Genomic DNA, 17,799 nt, shown 5'->3' on the forward strand with positions numbered 1-17,799 from the left:
GCGCAACGCAATAGCGCGCCTTTTCATGGCTGAGTTTCCCACACCCGATGAATTGCTGTCGCGTCCATTCTTTTTTGTGGGCATTGGCGGGTCAGGCATGCTGCCACTTGCGCAAATCCTGAAAGGGCGCGGCGCGCGCGTAGACGGTTCAGACCGCAGTTATGACCAAGGCCGCACGCCGGAGAAATTCGCGGCGCTCAAAGCCCAAGGTTTCGGTCTGCACCCGCAAGACGGGAGCGGAATTACCTCAGGCGAGCAAATCGTGGTGGCATCGGCCGCGATTGAAGACACCGTGCCGGAAATTGCCCGCGCGAGCGAGCTGGAATGCCTGCGCCTGACCCGCGCAGAGCTGAACTCAATCCTGTTCAACACGAGCGGCGCTGGCCTCGCCGTGGCCGGCACCAGCGGCAAATCAACCGTCACCGGCATGCTCGGGTGGATCATGGAGGCCGTGGGACGCGAACCGACCGTGATGAACGGCGCGGTGATGAAGAACTTCGTCTCGGACGAGCGCCCCTTCGCAAGCTCGGTTGTGGGCGGACAAAGCCTCTATGTCAGCGAAGTGGATGAAAGCGATGGCTCGATCGCGCTGTATCGTCCCGCAGTTGGCATCCTCCTCAACGTCAGCCTCGATCACAAGAGCATGGAAGAACTACGGGTTTTGTTTGGAGATTTCCTCGACCGCAGCCGCATTTCAGTGATCAATGCCGATAATGCAGAGGCGATTGCCCTGCTACCCAGCGCTAAGGAGGCAATCACCTTTGGCGTTGAGCAGGAAAAGGCGCAGATCGGAATCGTTCCGGGCAGCATCGCAGAAGGGCCAACGCGGCAGGCCGCTCTTGTGATTGATCGCCACGATGGCAGCGAGCACCCACTCAGACTTGCCCTACCAGGAAAGCACAATCTCTCAAACGCGCTCGCCGCAATCGCTGGCGCAGTTGCGTCCGGCATTCCAGTCGGCGCGGCTGTGGAGGCTCTCGGCAGTTTTGCGGGCCTCGCGCGCCGTTTCGATATCGTCGGCACCAGCTCAAACGGCGTCACGGTGATCGATGATTTCGGTCATAATCCAGAGAAGTGCGCAGCGACCCTGCGCACACTCAAGGCCCACCCAGGCCGCGTAATCGCCTTCTTCCAGCCTCATGGATATGGCCCCTTGCGGCAAATGGGCGCGGAGTTGGCCGAAACCTTCGCGCAGGAGCTTGACGAGGATGACATTACTATCCTGTGCGATCCGGTCTATTTTGGCGGAACAGTCGACCGCAGTGAGGGCAGCGAACGGATCATTACACTGATCGAGAAGGCAGGCGGCACCGCGGAGCATATCGAATCACGCGAGGACGTGGGCACACACCTCGTCGAGATTGCGCAGGCCGACGACCGCATTGTCATTATGGGCGCGCGCGACGACACGCTCTCGGCATTCGCGAAACAGGTACTCAAAAAGCTAGGCTAAACCGCCTTTGGATCATCGAGGTCTGACATGCGACCGGGAATTCCGCTCCGCTCTCCGCGGTCAACGTCCTCAGCGCCCGGACGCTTTGGACCGTCATTGCGCAACCCGTCATCTTTTGGCGCATTATAGCGGAACAGCACCGAGCGATCGCGGCCCATGGCTTTGGCCCCGTAAAGCGCCGAATCAGCCTCTGCGAAGGCCTGATCCATTTCCTGTCCGCGCCCGATCACCGCGCCGATACTGATGGTGTAAGGCGGCATGGTTTCGTCACCCAACTCGAGGATCTCGCTGGCGATCATCTCGCGCACTTCTTCAGCTGTCGTCATCAACTGAGAGGCGCGCTCGCTCTTGCAAAGGATCGCGAACTCTTCACCGCCGAGACGGTAAATCTCCGCATCCTCATGCAAGACCATCGCCTCTCGCAGGACGTTGGCTGTGTGCCGCAGCACCGCATCTCCCGTTTGGTGGCCATAGGTGTCATTGATCGGCTTAAAGCGGTCAATATCAGCAACGAGCAGCCCCTGACCAACACCGAGATACTCAAGCTTTTCAAATGCACGCCGATTAAGCAGCCCGGTGAGACCGTCAGTCTTCGCCATCTTGCCCATGCGCGTTGCGCGCAGAAGCGCCTGATCGCGGTCGCGGCGAATATCGAGGAAACGATCGCCGGCTCCCATTGATGTCGCTACAGCAAGCGTCACCACGGACAGAAGAACCAGCCCGTTGGGGCCAATATGCGGCTCGATCATTCCGAAATACTGAAGCAGCACGACCCCGCCCGCAGCCAAAGTTCCGCAGAGCCCAAACGCCACCCAATGCGCAACCTTGCTACCTTTGCCGATCGCCAAAGCCACCGTTATCAGAAGCGCAAAAGCTGGAATGAAGAAAGCGAGCAGATATCCTGTGTTGTCGGCCAGGCGCGGCGCAAGGCCCGAAATCACCGCAAGCCCGGTCAGAATCAAGATGACGATCGCTAGGCCCGCATACCAGATCTGCATCTTCTCCGAGCGATAACGGCGCTCAATGAACCAAGCGGCAAACAGCAATGCAAAAATGGTGCTGGTCGCAAAGGCCATGATGTTGAACCGGCCGATAATGTCGCTGGGGAAGCCTGCAAAGAGAATCGGCGCTAGCGACGAGCTGGTCAGTGCGAAGCCAAGCATGGCGGCAACCATAGCCGCATGCAGCAAAATGAAGCGCTCACGAAGGATCCGATAGAAAATCGCATCGTAGATCAGCGGGATGATGAGCAGGCCGCAAACCAGCATCGCAGCAAGTGCGCTGGACAATAAAGATGCGCCAGCGGCCGCATCAACCGCCGCAGATGGTCCTGAAATCGCTTCTGCAGGCCCGGCGAATCGCGCATGTGCCGGGCCCGCAAAAGCGAACACATTAACCATTGAAATCCACGCAAGAAGCGCGATACGACGCACAATTGCTCCCCGTTAACCATGGCTAAAAGCCACTTTTCTTCATCGGTTTGGGTAATTGTGCGTAGCGGCGCCAGCACCCGGGGAGCCCCCGTATCGAAGTGGGACTCGCGGGGGCGATTTGTTAAATCGGGTGGTGGTAGATTGTTCTCTAATTGAGACGGATTGAGGGGCCCTTAGTGTGTGACTTCAGCGCCCTTCTCTTCCCCAAAGCGGAGGATATTATGAAGCACGAAGGCGATGATCCCGCCAACAATGAGCGCAACCAGCGCTGAGAGCGCAGCATATGTCAGCCAGCCCATAAAGCCGCCGAGTGAGCCAAGGGCCCCCTCGACCGCATATTGTGCCCCATGAGCAATGTCATAGAGCAAATGCCAACCAAGCTCATGTGTGCCGTGCAGCAGAATTCCGCCGCCAACCCAGAGCATCGCAACTGTGCCAATGATCGACAAGGCAGTGAGCAATCCAGGCATAGCAGCGACAAGCCCGTGACCGATTCGCTGAGCGATGCTTGAATCCCGCTTGGTCATCGCCAATCCAACATCGTCCATCTTCACGATCAGCGCGACCGCGCCATAAACCACTACGGTGATGACAAAACCGACCAGCGCAAGCACTCCTGCACGCGTTAGAAAGTCCTCAGCGGCAACCTCGTTTAGCGTAATCGCCATAATCTCTCCGGAGAGGATCAAATCAGTCCGAATTGCGCCAGAAGTGCGCTGTTTCTCAAACTCGACTGGGTCAGTGATTGTGTCTTCCAGCGTTGCGCCATGCTTCTTTCCGCCCAGCTTCTCGATCACTTTTTCAGCGCCCTCATAGGCCAGAAATCCGCCGCCCAACATGAGCAGCCAGATGATCGCGGAGGGCAGAAACTCGCTGAGAAGCAGCGCGCCAGGCAACAGGATCAAGAGCTTGTTCTTCAAACTGCCTTTGGTGATCTTCCAAATTATCGGCAATTCACGTGCGGGACTAAGACCCGTCACATAAGAGGGCGTCACCGCCGCATCATCAATCACCACGCCGGCAGCTTTCGAACCTGCACGACCAGCGGCAACCGCGATATCATCGACCGAAGCTGCTGCTGTGCGCGCAATCACCGCAACATCATCTAACAATGCGACCAATCCTGATGGCATGGAGGTCCCTCACTTAATCTTTGTGTCTTATGCGGGCCTGCGCAGCCCTGACGCACATTGCAAGCGCAGCTTCGTAAATTTTCCCTAATCAATGCCCAACTTTACGTTAGAACTGCGCCATCGGAGCCGCTTCCTCCTGCGCAATCGCCGCCTGATATCTCGGCCTACTCGTTAGACGCTTACGATATGCTTTCAAAGCATCCGGAACATGGTCGTCCAAGCCAACTGCCTGAGCCAAGGTAAGCGCAAAACCGCAGCAAATATCAGCCACCGTAAAGCGGTCTGCGCAGAGGAATTCGCGGGTCTCAAGCCTTTCTTCCAGCTTTACCAACCGCTTGGAAAACCAGCGGGCATAGGCATGGCCCGCTTCCTCCAACCCGCGCTGCTTCTCAAACATAGCAAACCGCATGAACACAGTTTGCGGAAACGTTATCGTCGCATCAGCGTGATAGGTGAAATCCAGGAAGGCCGCGTAGTCCGGTTCGCCTGGCGCGATCAACAATTCGGTCGGCCCAGCCAGCCCAGCAAGATAAACCGCAATCGCGCAGCTCTCGGTCATCTTGTCCTCGCCATGCACCAGCATGGGTATAGTGCCGAGCGAGTTTTCCTCAAGATATTCAGGCGCTTTGACACGCGGCGGGAATGGCAACATCTTGAGAGTGAGATCAACACCGGCCTCTTGCGCCGCCCATGTGCACCGCGTTCCCCGTGACCGGGCGCATGTGTAGAGGATTGGTTCTATCATGATTGGTCGGCCATAGCCTGCGGCAACCGAGGTGAAAACAGGCAAACGATTGCTTGCATTCTACCCCGCTTTCGTTATGTGCGCGCATCCCCTGTTGATAACCGGGGACACAAGAAAGCCGGAGGGGCCCCGCTATTCGGGCGGATCAGCCAACGATCGGTAGGAACTGAAAGGACAGAGAGATGGCTCTTTACGAGCATATTTTTCTGGCGCGCCAAGACCTTAGCCAAGCTCAAGTCGACCAACTGGCCGCCACTGCAACTGAAATTGTTGAGAAGAACGAGGGCAAGGTCACCAAGACGGAGACCTGGGGCCTGAAATCACTCGCTTACAAGATTGACCGCAACCGCAAGGCGCACTTCGTCATGCTCAACATCGATGGCCCCGGCGCCGTCGTTGAGGAACTTGAGCGTCAGACTCGCATCAACGAAGATGTCATTCGCTATATGACGATCCGTGTTGAAGAGCACGAAGACGGCCCAAGCGTCATGATGCGCAAGAGCGATCGTGATAAGAAACGCCGCGCAGAGCGAGGAGACGACTAATGTCAAAACCATTCTTCCGCCGCCGCAAATCCTGCCCGTTTTCGGGTGAAGGCGCGCCGAAAATCGATTACAAGGACGTTCGCCTGCTTCAGGGCTTTCTGTCTGAGCGCGGCAAGATTGTGCCATCGCGCATCACCGCCGTCAGTGCCAAGAAACAGCGCGAGCTGGCCAAGGCGATCAAACGGTCGCGTCACATCGGCTTGCTGCCGTACATCGTGAAGTAGGGGAGAAGAGACATGGATATCATTCTCCTTGAACGGATTGAAAAGCTCGGCACCATTGGTGACGTGGTCAGCGTTAAAGACGGCTATGCCCGCAACTTCCTGCTCCCACAGAAGAAGGCATTGCGCGCGAACGACGCTAACAAGAAAGTCTTCGAGGCAAACCGCGAGCGTCTCGAAAAAGAGAACGAAGAGCGTCGCGGCGTTGCCGAGACGGCTGGCGCGAAGGTCGACGGGGCAGAGATCGTTCTGATCCGCGCATCGTCAAACGCTGGCCAGCTTTACGGCTCGGTTAGTGTTCGCGACATCGTTGCGGGCCTCACAGAACAGGGCCATGAAGTCGACAAGAAGCAAGTCATTCTCGGCGCACCGATTAAGACAATCGGCATGCACGATGTGACGGTCGCGCTTCACCCGGAAGTGCGCGTGACGGTAAAAGCCAATGTCGCCCGCTCTGACGATGAAGCTGAGCTGCAAAGCCAAGGCGTTGACGTTCTTGCGCAGATGTTCGCTGATGAACAGCGTGAAATCGAGGAAGCTGCTGGCGAAAACCGCATCGATCCTACGCTCGAGCCCGGTGAAATCCCAGAGGACATGTTTGAAGAAGCAGGCGTGCCTGAGGCTGAGGAAACCGAAGAAGGTGGCGAAGAAGCTGCTGCTGATGAAACTCTCGCAGCTGACGCTCCTGAAGCAGATGAGGAAAAGAACGAAGGCTAAGCCTCCGATCTATGACCTCTTTAAAGGGCGCGGCCTCTCGGGGGTCGCGCCTTTTTTGTGTTCGAAGTCTATGCCGCGCGCCGGACCGCCGCACTGTCACACAATTTCTCGCGTCAGATGTCTTTGAAATTCCGCAAGAGAGGTCTAACTCCCCAAGTATGAAATCAATTGAAATAATTCTGGAGCAAATCCAGCAGACTTACGACGCAGCAGTCACCTCGCTTCGCGAAGACGTGATGACCTTTGGCCGCGATGGCACCGTTCCCCCCGCGCGCAAGCGCACAGACGGCAGTTACGCCTACCCCGAACTGATATTGCGCTACTCCGGTGTTGGTGAGCCAAAGGACCGTAGCCGCGCTTTTGGCCGGTTGGAAGAGCCGGGGACGTACAAGACCACGATCACCCGTCCTGATCTCTTCGCGTCCTATTTGACCGAGCAATTGGGCCTCATCTCTAAGGAGTATGAGGTCGATGTTACCGTTGGGCGCTCGCGGCAGGAGATACCCTTTCCCTATGTGCTTGACGGCGAAGCGGGCGCGGCCATGGTTGGCATCGCACCGCAAGATATCGCGCAGCACTTCCCCTCAACCGACCTCGCGCTGATTGGCGATGAGATTGCCGACGCGCTCGAAGTGGAGCCAGGCGAAGACATGCCGCTCTCGTTGTTTGATGGGCTGCGTACGGACTATTCGCTAGCCCGGCTTGCGCATTATACAGGCACGCGTGTTGAGGACTTTCAGGACTTCATACTGTTCACCAATTACCACCGATATGTCGATGAATTTGTTGACTGGGGCGCGCAGCAGATTGGCAAAGATGGCTATGTCGCGCTTACGGGCGCTGGCGGGCTGAATATCCAGTCAAACACAGCCTCCGCGCACAGCCAACTCTCCGATACGGCGTGGCGCAGGCACCAAATGCCCGCCTATCACCTCATTCGTGAGGATGGCCGAGGGATCACCTTGGTCAACATCGGCGTCGGCCCGTCCAACGCTAAAACAATCTGCGATCACTTGGCCGTTTTGCGCCCCCATGCATGGATGATGATTGGCCACTGCGGCGGGGTCCGCTCCAGTCAAAAGATCGGCGATTTTGTGCTCGCTCACGCCTATTTGCGCGATGATCATGTGCTGGATGGAGTTCTACCGCCAGAAATCCCGATCCCTCCGATTGCCGAGGTACAGCAAGCACTTGCCGGCGCAACCGAGGAAGTTTCCGGCGTTCAGGGTGCAAACCTCAAGCAGAGAATGCGCACAGGCACAGTTGTGACTACGGATGATCGCAATTGGGAACTTCTCTACTCGACGACAGCGCTGCGCTTCTCGCAAAGCCGCGCAATTGCGGTCGAGATGGAAAGCGCGACCATCGCCGCGCAGGGCTATCGCTTCCGCGTGCCATATGGGACGCTGCTGTGCGTCTCTGACAAGCCGCTGCATGGGGAGATCAAACTGCCCGGTCAGGCCAATCAGTTCTACGAGCAAGCTATCGCGGCCCACCTTCAAATCGGCCTGGAGGCGTGCAAACGCCTGCGCGACGAAGGCGACCGGTTGCACAGCCGGAAACTGCGCGCGTTTAACGAGCCTCCGTTTAGGTGAGCAGTCCGAAGCTCTCACGCTCAATCGCGGGCCGCGTCGCGATCATAACCGGCGCAGCGAGCGGTATGGGCCGTGCAACGGCCGAACTGTTCGCTTCTGAAGGAGCGAAAGTTGCCGTTACAGACCTTGATCAAGCCGCCTGCGACAAAGTAGCCGAAACATGTGGCAACGGGGCAAAGGGTTTCGCTCTCGATGTGGCAGACCCAGAAGCAATCGCCCGCGTAGTAGGCCAAATTGCCGAGCATTTCGGCGGGATCGACATCCTCGCAAACAATGCCGGAGTCTCAAGCTTCGCGCCTCTGGACGCTGGTGACGCATATGAAGACGTCTGGGCACGCGCGCTTACCATTATGCTAACTGGCCAACAGCGCATGGTGCGCGCCGCCCTTCCCCATTTGCGCCAAAGCGATGCAGCGAGGATCGTCAACATCGCCTCGACTGAGGGGCTTGGCGCAACACCTGGGGATACGCCGTATGTCGCAGCCAAAACCGGCGTAACGGGTCTAACGCGAGGCCTAGCGGTCGATCTGGGCAAGGAAGGGATCACCGTCAATTGCATCTGCCCTGGCCCCATCCGTACAGCGATGACCGATGCCGTGCCTGATGAGCACAAGGAAATCTATGCCAAACGTCGCACCGCTCTGCGCCGCTATGGCGATCCGGAAGAGGTCGCGCATATAACCTTGTCGCTGGTCCTGCCGGCAGCAAGCTATATCACTGGCGCGATCATTCCCGTTGATGGTGGGCTAATGGCAAGAAACGCGTAAGCGGCGCACTACCCCTGCCCCTTGGTCTTAGTTCGCCATGCCTTCGCATTGGTGGTCACAAAGTCGATAATCTGGCCTGCAACGTCTTTGCCCGTTGCTTTCTCAATACCCTCCAGCCCGGGTGAGGAGTTCACCTCCATAATTACCGGGCCATGATTGCTACGCAGCATATCAACGCCGCATACATTCAGGCCCATCCGGCGAGCAGCGCTCACCGCCGTTGAACGCTCGGCAGGGGTGATCTTGATCACTTCTGCGCTGCCACCGCGATGTAGGTTAGAACGGAAATCATCCGCCGCGCCGGTGCGCTTCATCGCTGCGACTACTTTGCCGCCAACCACAAGCGCACGGATATCCGTGCCGCCCGCCTCTTTAATGAACTCCTGCACCAGAATATTCACATTGGCCCCGCGAAATGCCTCAATCACAGACTTCGCGCTGCTCATCGTCTCGGCCAGAACCACGCCAATGCCCTGCGTGCCCTCAAGCAGTTTAATCACCACGGGCGGGCCGTTCACCGCCTTTATGATCTCTTCTGCAGCCTTGGGGTCATTGGCATAGGCGGTCAGAGGCAGCCCAAGCCCGTGCTTCGCAAGGATCTGCATTGAGCGCAGCTTGTCGCGGCTACGACCAATCGCCACGCTCTCATTGAGCGGCCAGACGCCCTGCACCTCAAACTGGCGCAGCACAGCAAGGCCATAATTGGTGATCGAGGCGCCAATCCGCGGGATCACGGCCTCGTAACCCGTCAGAGTCTTGCCTTCATATGTAACAGTCGGCCGGTGGCTAGCGATGTTCACGATACAGCGGGTGGTGTTGAGAATATCGAGCGTATGCCCGCGCTCCTCAGCCGCCTCCACCAATCGTCTATGCGAATAGAGGTTAGGGTTTCGGGCAAGCATCGCAATTTTCATGGAGAATTCCTTAGGGCTTGTGCCCTTTCTTGACGTCCATTCCAGGCGTTTGCAGCCAGGAATATCCGCTATCAACTTGGAAACGGCGGCGTAGAGAGGAACGCCCGATCAGCATTGGGAACTTCATACTGGAGCGATCCGCCAGAGTGATCTCCGCACGAAACCGTACATCGCCAATAATCAGCGGTGTCTTGATTACGTAGCGCCGCTGTGTCTCGCCGTTTGAGCTGGTAATCCCGCGGATATCGACATGAACGGCCTCGCACTCATGCGGTTCCCCATCGTAGTCGACTAGGAAGCGCACGTAGCGTTTGCCCTCGCGCTCAAACTCTTCAACGACCTCGCCATGAAGGGAGGATGTGCGCGCGCCCGTGTCGATTTTTGCAGGAATGTTAGACAGGCCGAGATCCGGCAGCTGAACCAGCTCGCGCCATCCGACGACGGGTAAAATTTTCGCCCTATTCACTATTTGATCGCCAAGCCATCGCCGCCATCGCCCACTTCCAAACGCCGCAAAACCGTACCGCTAGCAAAGTCCACCTCGGCGATCGTGTCAGTGCCGGTTTCCGCGACATAAATCCGCTCGCCATCATCCGACCAAAGGATCGTGACTTGGAAACGAGTTTGCGCCTCCTCGCGGCTGCTTACGGGGATCTGGCGGATAACCTCCCCCTCGCCCAGATCGATTACTGTCAGGCCGCCGTCTGCAAGATCAGAGGTAACCGCAAAATCGCCTTGCGGGCGGATTGCAAGGCGTAGTGGAAAGTCGCCAGTATCAAGTTCTGCGCGTACTTCCATTGATTGTGGGTCAAGCGCGAAGGCTTTGTCCGATCCACGCGCTGAAACCCACAGCATCCCGCCATCCGGCGAGAGCGCGATGCCCTCCGGTTCCTCGCCTACAGTCACCGACAGCGGCGCGCGCCGAGTCTTCAGATCGACCCGTGTCACCGTTTTAGATCCTAAATCGGTGGTCCAAGCAGTGTTCCCATCCGGGGAGACGGCCAGCATGTGACTACCCTCTTTGCCGGTGCCATATTCGAATTTTTCGGCATTCCCCGCGGGATTGCGGATCCAGAACACCGATTTGCGTCCTTCTGCAGTCGCATAAATTGAGCCATTCTCATGCCAGATGATGCCATGCGGACGGGCATTCTCACCCAGATCAATGCTGGCGATACGCGCAAGCCGAGCAGTAGCAAATATGTCGACCGTCGTCCCGCCGTAACACGCCACCGCGAGGTACTCACCGCCCGGCGATAATGCCAACTCATGCGGATTGGTACAGGTGTCGATCCGGCGCACTTCCTTGCCGCTGACAAGGTCGACCACCGACAGGCTGTTGCCAAATTTATTCGTTACATAGAGGACGTTAAAAGCGGGGTTTACGTACGGCTCTGGCGGGGGAGCGACATCGGCAATGCTATTGCAGCTGACAAGCAACGCAGCAGCAATCGAGGGAAGCGATCCTTTGATCAGTGAACGGCTAAATTTCATGGGACGCGATCCTCTCAGATTCGTCGATGCGGTGAGCCCAATAATTGAACTCGTTAATCGCGCGGATCAAGCGGTGTTCGCTGAAAAATGATCAATCAGCAACGCCGCCAAAACGGTCAGAAAGCCGCTTATCCAAGTCAACATTTTGATCGGCCTTACAGTTGAGGCGAAGTGAGCAAGCTGATCATCTCCGGAAGATCGCATAAGTTGGATAAGCTGGCTAATCGTTTCGCCGTAGTCCGTCAGCAGAAAGACTACGCCAGAAATGAGCGCGCCCCAACCTAGAACGCGCAACAGCTGTGACGCATGCGCTCGATAATGCAGCCCCGCAAGCACGCAGCCGACGCCGTAAATCCCGATGAAGATAAGGTCGGAAATCATCGCTATCATCGCAGTTCGCGACAATCCATCCATGGCCCATGAGTTCTGGATAGCATCAACAGTGATCGCATCTGGCGCGCGCTGATGCTCCATGATGCCCTCAGGCACACCCTCGGTAACAAGAGGCATGTGGAGGTAAAGCGTAACCGCAAAAGCGACCAACCCGCCGACCCACCAAATAATCGCAGTACGCTTGGAGACTGTCATAATGATCCGCCGAGCCAATCCGCCATCGCGCGGCCGAGATCAGGCTTGGTGACACTCGACATATGCGCGCCGGGGACCTCGGTGAAGGTCGCGCTAGGCAACATCGCCGTAAGCTCCTCTGCGCTGCCATTGTCGCGGTCCTCGTCTCCGCAAACGACCAGCGTGGGCATCGTGACATTTGCAAGCTCCGCGAGGTCCATGTCCGGCATCGCATCAAGCAAGAGCCGCGCTGCAACCCGGTCCACGCCTTGCGATTTGAGGAATTGCATGGAGAAATAGGCCGGATCATCGCGCCCGATGCTATCGAACTCGTCAATCACGCGTTTGAAGAAATTCGCGCGCTTCTGCCACTCGCCAAGCCCTGCTGTACCCATTCCGCCTACGATAAGCCTCGCAGGTTCCAGAATGCCCTGCGCGACCGCATGCAGCGATGTTCGCGCACCGAGAGAGAATCCGCCGAGATCGTAATCTGCCAGCCCGATGTGATCGACGAGCGCCGCGACATCACGCACCAGCACATTTTGCGGGTACTTCGCCGGATCTTGCGGAGCCTCGCTCTCACCATGCACGCGGAAGTCGAGCATGATGACCTCGCGGCCAGTCTCCGCAATCGTGACGTCATGACCCCATTTGGTCCAGTTCATCTGCGCGCTTGAAAACAGCCCATGAAGCAGGATCAGAGGTCTACCTGCGCCCATTCGGTGGATCGCGAGCTGCGTTCCATCGAAGCTTTCAAAATGTTCAGTCTTCACCGCTTTGCCAGCCCCGCCTGCTCCATCCGCCATTTGGCCATGTCGATGCGATCTTGGCCAAAGAATGGCTCGCCATTGAAAACCAAAGTCGGCACGCCCCAGTGACCGGCCGCCTCGAGCGCATCCTGGTTTGCGGCGATTTCGGCATCAAGAGCCGCCGCATCGCGCTTCGCTTCCGCCTCCAGCTCCGCAATATCTAGTCCAGCACGCGCAGCTGCGCCCGCGAGGTGATCGCCCTCATGCCAGTCATCCACTTCGCCTGAAAAGATGATGCGCGAGACTTCATCGGCAAAAGCTAATCCATGGCCATGCCGTGACGCGGCCTGACCCATCCGGCAGATGCGGCGAATAAGCGGTTGATCCTCGGCTATCTCACGGGTCGCAAGATCCTGCACCACCGGGTCAGGACGCGGCCAACGGATGGGAATGCCCAGAAACTCGCCGGCCCGCATCGAGTCTCTTAGAATATACATCGGCGCCGCCGGATTGCCGGTAAACAGCAAGTCGGGATCGCGGATCGCGATCGGCCACACTGTGCGCAGGGCAATGTCGAGATCATATTCCTCGGCCATCGCGCGATATCGCCCGACCGCAAGATAGGAATAGGGCGAACGAAAGCTGAAATAGAGATCGGCGGTAAGTGTCATTCAGCCTTACTGCCGCACTCCCCTCGCCGCGTCACCCCTTTTTGAGGCATTCGCGCCCAAGCAGCTCCGCAATCTGCACCGCATTGAGCGCTGCGCCCTTGCGCAGATTATCTGAGACGCACCACAAGTTGAGCGCATTATCGACCGTAGGGTCTTCACGCACGCGGCTGATATAGGTCGCGCTGTCGCCAGCGCTCTCCACAGGTGTTATATAGCCCTCGTCCTCACGCTTATCGATGAGCATGCAGCCCGGCGCTTCACGCAGAATTTCCTGTGCCTGCTCCGCAGAAATCTCGTGCTCAAATTCGATGTTGATAGCTTCAGAATGACCGACGAAAACGGGCACACGAACGCACGTTGCAGTCAGCTTGATCTTGGGGTCCATGATCTTCTTCGTCTCGACCACCATCTTCCACTCTTCCTTGGTCGACCCATCGTCGAGGAAGACATCAATATGCGGAATGACGTTAAAGGCGATCTGTTTGGTGAATGTCACTGGCTCCACTGGATCACCGACAAAGATTGCGCGGCTTTGGTTGAATAGCTCGTCCATGCCCGACTTACCGGCTCCCGAAACCGATTGGTATGTCGAGACGACCACGCGTTTGATTGTCGCCACATCATGGAGCGGCTTCAGCGCCACCACCATCTGCGCGGTAGAGCAATTGGGGTTCGCGATGATGTTGCGCTTGGAATAGTCGTGGATCGCCTCAGGGTTTACCTCAGGCACAATCAGAGGAACGTCCGGCTCCATGCGGTAAAGCGATGAATTGTCGATCACCACACAGCCAGCAGCGGCGGCCTTGGGCGCATATTCCTTGGCTGGGCCAGAGCCCGCAGCAAACAAAGCAATATCCCAGCCTGTCCAGTCGAAATATTCGATATTCTGGCATTTGAGCATTTTGCCCGTGTCGCCAAATTCAACTTCGCTGCCTTGCGAACGGCTGCTCGCGACCGCCGTGATCTCGTCACAAGGAAACTCACGCTCCGCCAGGACTTGCATCAATTCGCGTCCGACATTGCCGGTCGCGCCCACAACGGCCACCCGATAACCCACTTAAATTCTCCAAAAATCGCCTCAAACAAGGCTTGCACTCCCCGCTGCCGCGCTTAACGTCGCTTGGCAAGGGGGAAGTCGATGATCCGCGATATGCTGGCATGGCGCGAAGATGCTAGACATTTCGACTTTCAGGGCCACCAAATTGCCTATTGGGTCGGCGGATCAGGCAAACCGTTGCTGCTGGTCCATGGCTTCCCAACGTGCGCTTGGGATTGGACCCCGATCTGGCGCCAGCTAGAGGCAGGGCACCGGCTTATCGCATGTGACATGCTGGGCTTTGGTCTGTCGAGCAAGCCGCGCTCTGGCTATTCGATCCATCGTCAGGCCGATTTGCAAGAGGCCTTGCTCGGACATCTGGGCATCAAAGAATTTGACGCTCTGGTGCATGATTATGGTGTGTCTGTCGGCCAGGAATTGCTCGCACGGCAGCTTGGGGGTGAAAGTGCTGCGGGCCTCAATCAATGCATCTTCCTCAACGGCGGGATTTTCCCCGACCAGCACCGCCCTCGCCCGATCCAGAAGCTGGGTATTTCGCCGCTCGGCTTTCTTGTCGGCTTGCTGATGAGCCGCAAGAGTTTTGGGACCAGTTTTTCAGAAGTCTTCGGGCCTTATACACAGCCAAGTGAGGCAGAGCTCGATATTTTCTGGGAATTTATCGCGCATAACCGCGGAAACCGCATCACGCATAAGCTGCTGCATTATATTGGCGACCGGGTGACGCATAAAACCCGCTGGGAAGCGGCGCTGGTAAACGCGCAGGAGAAGATTGGCCTGATCAATGGTGCGCTTGACCCGGTGTCAGGCAAGCACGCCTACGACCGCTGGCGCGAGGTTTTGCCTGCAGCGCGTCACCATTTGATCGCTACTGTTGGGCATTATCCGCAAGTCGAAGCACCCGCAGAAGTCGGTAGCAAGGTGCTGGAATGGCTCGCGCGAGGAGTTACTCCGGCGGCGTAACCCCATGCGCCTCAAGAAAACGGAACACACTATTGTAGCGATGCGGTGAGATCTTTTCCCCCGCCACGCGGTGCGTGTAACCGGGGTACAGCATCATCTCAAAGGGCACATTGCCTTCTTGCATCGCCGCGATGATCTCAGTCGCATTCTCGAACACCACATTGTCATCCGCCATGCCGTGAATGATCAATAGGGGATCAGTCACCTTCGTCGCGTCAGGGATTGCTGAGGCGGTTTCATAGGCCTCCATGTCATTCTGGGGCGTGCCCATATAACGTTCGGTATAATGGGTGTCATACAGCTCCCACTTTGTGACGGGTGCGCCCGAAATACCTGCTGCATAGAGCCCAGGATCAGCCTGTAGCTGCTTGAGCGTCATATACCCGCCATATGACCAGCCATCGATGGCGATCTTGTCAGGGTCGACGAAGTCCAGAGTTTTGAGGAATTCAGCTCCCTTCTTCTGGTCGCGAACTTCAACGCCGCCCATCGCGCGGTATAGTGGCTGTTCAAATGCCACGCCGCGATTGGCTGTGCCGCGATTATCGAGCTCGAAATAGATGTAGCCTTTATCAACAATCGCCTGCTCCAGCGCCCCGCCCCAAGCGCGATTCACGATCTGGGGACCAGGTCCACTGTAATGATAATAATACACCGGATAGCGCTTGCCCGGCTCCATCTCTGGAGTGATCATTTTGTAAAAGAGATCGGTCTCGCCGTCTGCCGCTTTGATGGTGCCAAATTGAGGTGCCCGGTGACTGGCCAAATTGGCCGCGTAAGGGTGGCCTGCGTCGAGGGCGTTCTCTTCCAGCCAAGCGAGACGCTTGCCGCTGCTATCCGCGATATAACTTTGCGTAGGCTGATCTGGGCCAGACCGCGAGATCAGTAGAGTCTTGCCTTCGCCGTCCATGCTGGCCGAATGGGTAAAGCCGCGCTCCGTGAGGCGTGTAATATTCTCATACCCCGGAGGGCCGCCTGTTACCCAATCCAGATCGAGCGCATAAACATGCTGCTCCAGAACGTCGTCCCGTGTCGCTAGGAAGAACACCTTCCTCGCATGCTGATCTACGCCAACGAGATCAGTGACAACCCACTTGCCGTTTGTGAGTTGCTGGAAGGGAAACAGACTTCCCTCTTCGTTTTGCAGATAGTGGTAAAAGTGACCGTAGCCGTCTCTCTCTGACCACCACAGCAGGCTTCCGTCCTTCAAAAACTTGTAATCGTCTGAGAGGTTTATCCAATAATCCTCCATTGCAGCGTGCTCTGTGAAGAGCACTTCGGCTTTACCAGTCAGCGGATCGACCTTGAGGACATCCATCACCGTCTGCTCGCGGTTCTGACGCTGCACATAAAGCGCGCTGCCATCGGGAGCCCAATCGACGCGAGCAAGATAGAAATCGGTCGGATCATCGGTGTTATAATGTGCCGGATCCTGATTGCTCGTCAGGTCGACTTGAACCCGGTTCTCTCCGCTAGGGTCCATCACAAACAACTCAACGATCGCATTGTCGCTGCCCGCCACAGGATAGCGTTGATCAAAAACCCGCGTTCCGGTCGCGCCGATAGCAGCGCGGGTCACGATGCCCACACGTTCTTCGTCAGTGCGCTGGACAGCGATGCGGCTGTCATCAGGGCTCCACCAATAGCCGGTGAGGCGCGCCATTTCTTCCTGGGCGACGAACTCAGCCTCACCCCAGCGGATGGCCTCGCCCTCTTCCTTGGGCGTTATGGGGCTGGCTGCGCTGCCTGTCTCGCCAACCCATAGCTGCCGATCCCGCACGAAAGACACATATTCTCCGGTAGCACTAAGCGACGGATTGAGCTCGCTTTCCTCAGTATCGGTCAAACGCGTGACTTCACCGCCAATACGGGCCAGATACAAATCCCCATCCAGCGGAACCAATATCCCCTCACCCGTTTTATCCCACTGATATGAGATAATACCCTTCAGATTGCCGACCCGCGCGCGCTCGCGCTGCATCTTCTCATCCTCGGACAATTCGCGTCCTGTGCCCAGCTTCTCGCTATCGACCAGCATCGACCATTGTTTAGTCTCACGGTCGTAGCCCCAAAGGTCATATCGCTGGCGGTCATCGTCGCGGTTGCGCAGCAGGGTGAGATAGCGGCCATCGGGCGACAGCTTCGCCTGACGCGGTGTCGGCCCGTTAAGGTCGGGGCTCGCGAACACGCGTTCAAAGGTTAGATCGCCGGCTTTAGTTCCGCTCATCGTAGGCTCCTCCGCCAAGGCTGGTGAGGCGACGAGTATCGAAAGTCCGGCAAGCAAATGGCGCATGGCAATGTCATCATCCTGTTTGGTAGGCACAAAAGAAAAGGCGCCCCGGTTTAACCCGGAACGCCCTTTCGTCAAATCCATATGTGGACGGTAGCTTACGCCTTAGGCGAGTTCTCGCGGCGTTCCGCAATACGCGCGCGCTTACCGGTGCGGCCACGCAGATAGTACAGCTTCGCGCGGCGCACCACGCCGCGGCGGACCACGGTGATGCTGTCCACGATTGGCGCATAGAGTGGGAAGACGCGCTCCACGCCCTCACCAAAGCTCATTTTGCGCACAGTGAAGTTGCTGCCCATGCCGCGGTTTGTCCGGGCAATACAAACGCCTTCAAAGTTCTGAATACGCTCGCGGCTGCCTTCGATGACTTTCACGCCAACACGTACTGTGTCGCCTGCGCGAAAATCGGGAATCTCTTTTTCTACCTTGCCGATTTCTTCGGCTTCGATTTGCTGGATCAGGTTCACTGGTCCGGTTCCTTATATGTC

The 17,799-nt window shown here is 57.3% G+C and carries 19 protein-coding genes; 7 read left to right on the plus strand and 12 right to left on the minus strand.

All coding sequences use genetic code 11. The features are described from left to right. Nucleotides 1–25: 25 nt before the first annotated feature. Nucleotides 26–1,453 carry a glutamate ligase domain-containing protein gene (locus tag ACFCXQ_RS11695; protein ID WP_379550771.1) on the plus strand — a complete coding sequence of 476 codons (1,428 nt, stop codon included), beginning with the start codon at nucleotides 26–28 and terminating at the stop codon, nucleotides 1,451–1,453. Here ACFCXQ_RS11695 and ACFCXQ_RS11700 read toward each other — a convergent pair. From ACFCXQ_RS11700 to ACFCXQ_RS11710, 3 genes are all read right to left on the minus strand, one after another. Further along, on the minus strand, nucleotides 1,450–2,853 hold the full coding sequence (locus tag ACFCXQ_RS11700; RefSeq protein ID WP_379550772.1) for a GGDEF domain-containing protein: 1,404 nt from the start codon (nucleotides 2,851–2,853) through the stop codon (nucleotides 1,450–1,452). The two genes, ACFCXQ_RS11695 and ACFCXQ_RS11700, sit on opposite strands and share 4 nt — an antisense overlap. A 206-nt stretch (nucleotides 2,854–3,059) precedes the next feature. Then, on the minus strand, nucleotides 3,060–4,019 hold the full coding sequence (locus ACFCXQ_RS11705; RefSeq protein ID WP_379550773.1) for a DUF808 domain-containing protein: 960 nt from the start codon (nucleotides 4,017–4,019) through the stop codon (nucleotides 3,060–3,062). A 106-nt stretch (nucleotides 4,020–4,125) separates the two neighbouring features. Continuing rightward, a complete protein-coding gene (locus ACFCXQ_RS11710) occupies nucleotides 4,126–4,764 on the minus strand; it encodes a glutathione S-transferase family protein (RefSeq protein ID WP_379550774.1) in 639 nt (212 codons plus the stop codon). 182 nt (nucleotides 4,765–4,946) lie between these two features. On the opposite strand from ACFCXQ_RS11710, the gene rpsF reads away from it, so the two are divergent. From rpsF to ACFCXQ_RS11735, 5 genes are all read left to right on the plus strand, one after another. After that, complete coding sequence (gene rpsF, locus ACFCXQ_RS11715) at nucleotides 4,947–5,309, plus strand: 30S ribosomal protein S6 (protein ID WP_379550776.1); 363 nt, start codon at nucleotides 4,947–4,949, stop codon at nucleotides 5,307–5,309. Further along, the gene (rpsR, locus tag ACFCXQ_RS11720) at nucleotides 5,309–5,533 is read left to right on the plus strand and encodes a 30S ribosomal protein S18 (RefSeq protein WP_379550777.1); all 225 of its coding nucleotides are present in this window, start codon (nucleotides 5,309–5,311) and stop codon (nucleotides 5,531–5,533) included. Before rpsF ends, rpsR begins: the two co-directional genes overlap by 1 nt. 12 nt (nucleotides 5,534–5,545) lie before the next feature. After that, a complete protein-coding gene (rplI, locus tag ACFCXQ_RS11725; RefSeq protein WP_379550779.1) occupies nucleotides 5,546–6,247 on the plus strand; it encodes a 50S ribosomal protein L9 in 702 nt (233 codons plus the stop codon). A 158-nt stretch (nucleotides 6,248–6,405) separates the two neighbouring features. Continuing rightward, nucleotides 6,406–7,842, plus strand: coding sequence for an AMP nucleosidase (locus ACFCXQ_RS11730; RefSeq protein WP_379550781.1), 1,437 nt, complete (start codon nucleotides 6,406–6,408; stop codon nucleotides 7,840–7,842). Beyond that, nucleotides 7,839–8,609 carry an SDR family NAD(P)-dependent oxidoreductase gene (locus tag ACFCXQ_RS11735; RefSeq protein WP_379550783.1) on the plus strand — a complete coding sequence of 257 codons (771 nt, stop codon included), beginning with the start codon at nucleotides 7,839–7,841 and terminating at the stop codon, nucleotides 8,607–8,609. Before ACFCXQ_RS11730 ends, ACFCXQ_RS11735 begins: the two co-directional genes overlap by 4 nt. 8 nt (nucleotides 8,610–8,617) lie before the next feature. Here the strand turns inward: ACFCXQ_RS11735 and rimK are convergent, their stop codons facing one another. The 7 genes from rimK to ACFCXQ_RS11770 form a co-directional block, all read right to left on the minus strand. Next, the gene (gene rimK, locus ACFCXQ_RS11740) at nucleotides 8,618–9,523 is read right to left on the minus strand and encodes a 30S ribosomal protein S6--L-glutamate ligase (protein ID WP_379550785.1); all 906 of its coding nucleotides are present in this window, start codon (nucleotides 9,521–9,523) and stop codon (nucleotides 8,618–8,620) included. Between the two features lie 10 nt (nucleotides 9,524–9,533). Further along, complete coding sequence (locus tag ACFCXQ_RS11745) at nucleotides 9,534–9,989, minus strand: ATP-dependent zinc protease family protein (RefSeq protein WP_379550787.1); 456 nt, start codon at nucleotides 9,987–9,989, stop codon at nucleotides 9,534–9,536. After that, nucleotides 9,989–11,017 (minus strand): YncE family protein, encoded by a 1,029-nt coding sequence (locus tag ACFCXQ_RS11750; RefSeq protein WP_379550789.1) that lies wholly within the window; start codon nucleotides 11,015–11,017, stop codon nucleotides 9,989–9,991. Before ACFCXQ_RS11750 ends, ACFCXQ_RS11745 begins: the two co-directional genes overlap by 1 nt. A 66-nt stretch (nucleotides 11,018–11,083) precedes the next feature. Beyond that, nucleotides 11,084–11,605 (minus strand): hypothetical protein, encoded by a 522-nt coding sequence (locus tag ACFCXQ_RS11755; RefSeq protein WP_379550790.1) that lies wholly within the window; start codon nucleotides 11,603–11,605, stop codon nucleotides 11,084–11,086. Then, a complete protein-coding gene (locus ACFCXQ_RS11760) occupies nucleotides 11,602–12,390 on the minus strand; it encodes an alpha/beta fold hydrolase (protein ID WP_379550792.1) in 789 nt (262 codons plus the stop codon). The genes ACFCXQ_RS11755 and ACFCXQ_RS11760 overlap by 4 nt, the downstream gene beginning before the upstream one ends. Beyond that, nucleotides 12,354–13,004 carry a 2-hydroxychromene-2-carboxylate isomerase gene (locus tag ACFCXQ_RS11765; RefSeq protein ID WP_379550793.1) on the minus strand — a complete coding sequence of 217 codons (651 nt, stop codon included), beginning with the start codon at nucleotides 13,002–13,004 and terminating at the stop codon, nucleotides 12,354–12,356. The genes ACFCXQ_RS11760 and ACFCXQ_RS11765 overlap by 37 nt, the downstream gene beginning before the upstream one ends. 31 nt (nucleotides 13,005–13,035) lie before the next feature. Beyond that, nucleotides 13,036–14,061, minus strand: a complete 1,026-nt coding sequence (locus tag ACFCXQ_RS11770) for an aspartate-semialdehyde dehydrogenase (RefSeq protein ID WP_379550795.1) — start codon at nucleotides 14,059–14,061, stop codon at nucleotides 13,036–13,038. A gap of 81 nt (nucleotides 14,062–14,142) precedes the next feature. Between ACFCXQ_RS11770 and ACFCXQ_RS11775 the strand changes: the two genes are divergently transcribed. Then, nucleotides 14,143–15,021 carry an alpha/beta fold hydrolase gene (locus tag ACFCXQ_RS11775; RefSeq protein ID WP_379550797.1) on the plus strand — a complete coding sequence of 293 codons (879 nt, stop codon included), beginning with the start codon at nucleotides 14,143–14,145 and terminating at the stop codon, nucleotides 15,019–15,021. Here the strand turns inward: ACFCXQ_RS11775 and ACFCXQ_RS11780 are convergent. Together ACFCXQ_RS11780 and rplS are read right to left on the minus strand one after the other, a co-directional pair. Beyond that, complete coding sequence (locus ACFCXQ_RS11780; protein WP_379554654.1) at nucleotides 15,005–17,314, minus strand: S9 family peptidase; 2,310 nt, start codon at nucleotides 17,312–17,314, stop codon at nucleotides 15,005–15,007. The two genes, ACFCXQ_RS11775 and ACFCXQ_RS11780, sit on opposite strands and share 17 nt — an antisense overlap. Before the next feature lie 95 nt (nucleotides 17,315–17,409). Next, nucleotides 17,410–17,778: a 50S ribosomal protein L19 gene (gene rplS, locus ACFCXQ_RS11785; protein ID WP_379550799.1), complete on the minus strand. Its 369-nt coding sequence runs from the start codon at nucleotides 17,776–17,778 to the stop codon at nucleotides 17,410–17,412. Nucleotides 17,779–17,799 lie beyond the last annotated feature (21 nt).

This window comes from Qipengyuania rhodophyticola, assembly GCF_042493225.1.
In the GTDB taxonomy this organism is placed as follows: domain Bacteria; phylum Pseudomonadota; class Alphaproteobacteria; order Sphingomonadales; family Sphingomonadaceae; genus Erythrobacter.

What these genes read in the sequence shown, in the direction of transcription:
- ACFCXQ_RS11765 (WP_379550793.1), bottom strand. Translation starts at nt 13,004, where the DNA reads ATGACACTTACCGCCGATCTCTATTTCAGCTTTCGTTCGCCCTATTCC.
- rimK (WP_379550785.1), bottom strand. Translation starts at nt 9,523, where the DNA reads ATGAAAATTGCGATGCTTGCCCGAAACCCTAACCTCTATTCGCATAGA.
- ACFCXQ_RS11775 (WP_379550797.1), top strand. Translation starts at nt 14,143, where the DNA reads ATGATCCGCGATATGCTGGCATGGCGCGAAGATGCTAGACATTTCGAC.
- ACFCXQ_RS11730 (WP_379550781.1), top strand. Translation starts at nt 6,406, where the DNA reads ATGAAATCAATTGAAATAATTCTGGAGCAAATCCAGCAGACTTACGAC.
- ACFCXQ_RS11705 (WP_379550773.1), bottom strand. Translation starts at nt 4,019, where the DNA reads ATGCCATCAGGATTGGTCGCATTGTTAGATGATGTTGCGGTGATTGCG.
- ACFCXQ_RS11695 (WP_379550771.1), top strand. Translation starts at nt 26, where the DNA reads ATGGCTGAGTTTCCCACACCCGATGAATTGCTGTCGCGTCCATTCTTT.
- ACFCXQ_RS11710 (WP_379550774.1), bottom strand. Translation starts at nt 4,764, where the DNA reads ATGATAGAACCAATCCTCTACACATGCGCCCGGTCACGGGGAACGCGG.
- ACFCXQ_RS11760 (WP_379550792.1), bottom strand. Translation starts at nt 12,390, where the DNA reads ATGGCGGATGGAGCAGGCGGGGCTGGCAAAGCGGTGAAGACTGAACAT.
- ACFCXQ_RS11780 (WP_379554654.1), bottom strand. Translation starts at nt 17,314, where the DNA reads ATGCGCCATTTGCTTGCCGGACTTTCGATACTCGTCGCCTCACCAGCC.
- ACFCXQ_RS11700 (WP_379550772.1), bottom strand. Translation starts at nt 2,853, where the DNA reads ATGGTTAATGTGTTCGCTTTTGCGGGCCCGGCACATGCGCGATTCGCC.
- ACFCXQ_RS11755 (WP_379550790.1), bottom strand. Translation starts at nt 11,605, where the DNA reads ATGACAGTCTCCAAGCGTACTGCGATTATTTGGTGGGTCGGCGGGTTG.
- ACFCXQ_RS11750 (WP_379550789.1), bottom strand. Translation starts at nt 11,017, where the DNA reads ATGAAATTTAGCCGTTCACTGATCAAAGGATCGCTTCCCTCGATTGCT.
- rpsF (WP_379550776.1), top strand. Translation starts at nt 4,947, where the DNA reads ATGGCTCTTTACGAGCATATTTTTCTGGCGCGCCAAGACCTTAGCCAA.
- rpsR (WP_379550777.1), top strand. Translation starts at nt 5,309, where the DNA reads ATGTCAAAACCATTCTTCCGCCGCCGCAAATCCTGCCCGTTTTCGGGT.
- rplI (WP_379550779.1), top strand. Translation starts at nt 5,546, where the DNA reads ATGGATATCATTCTCCTTGAACGGATTGAAAAGCTCGGCACCATTGGT.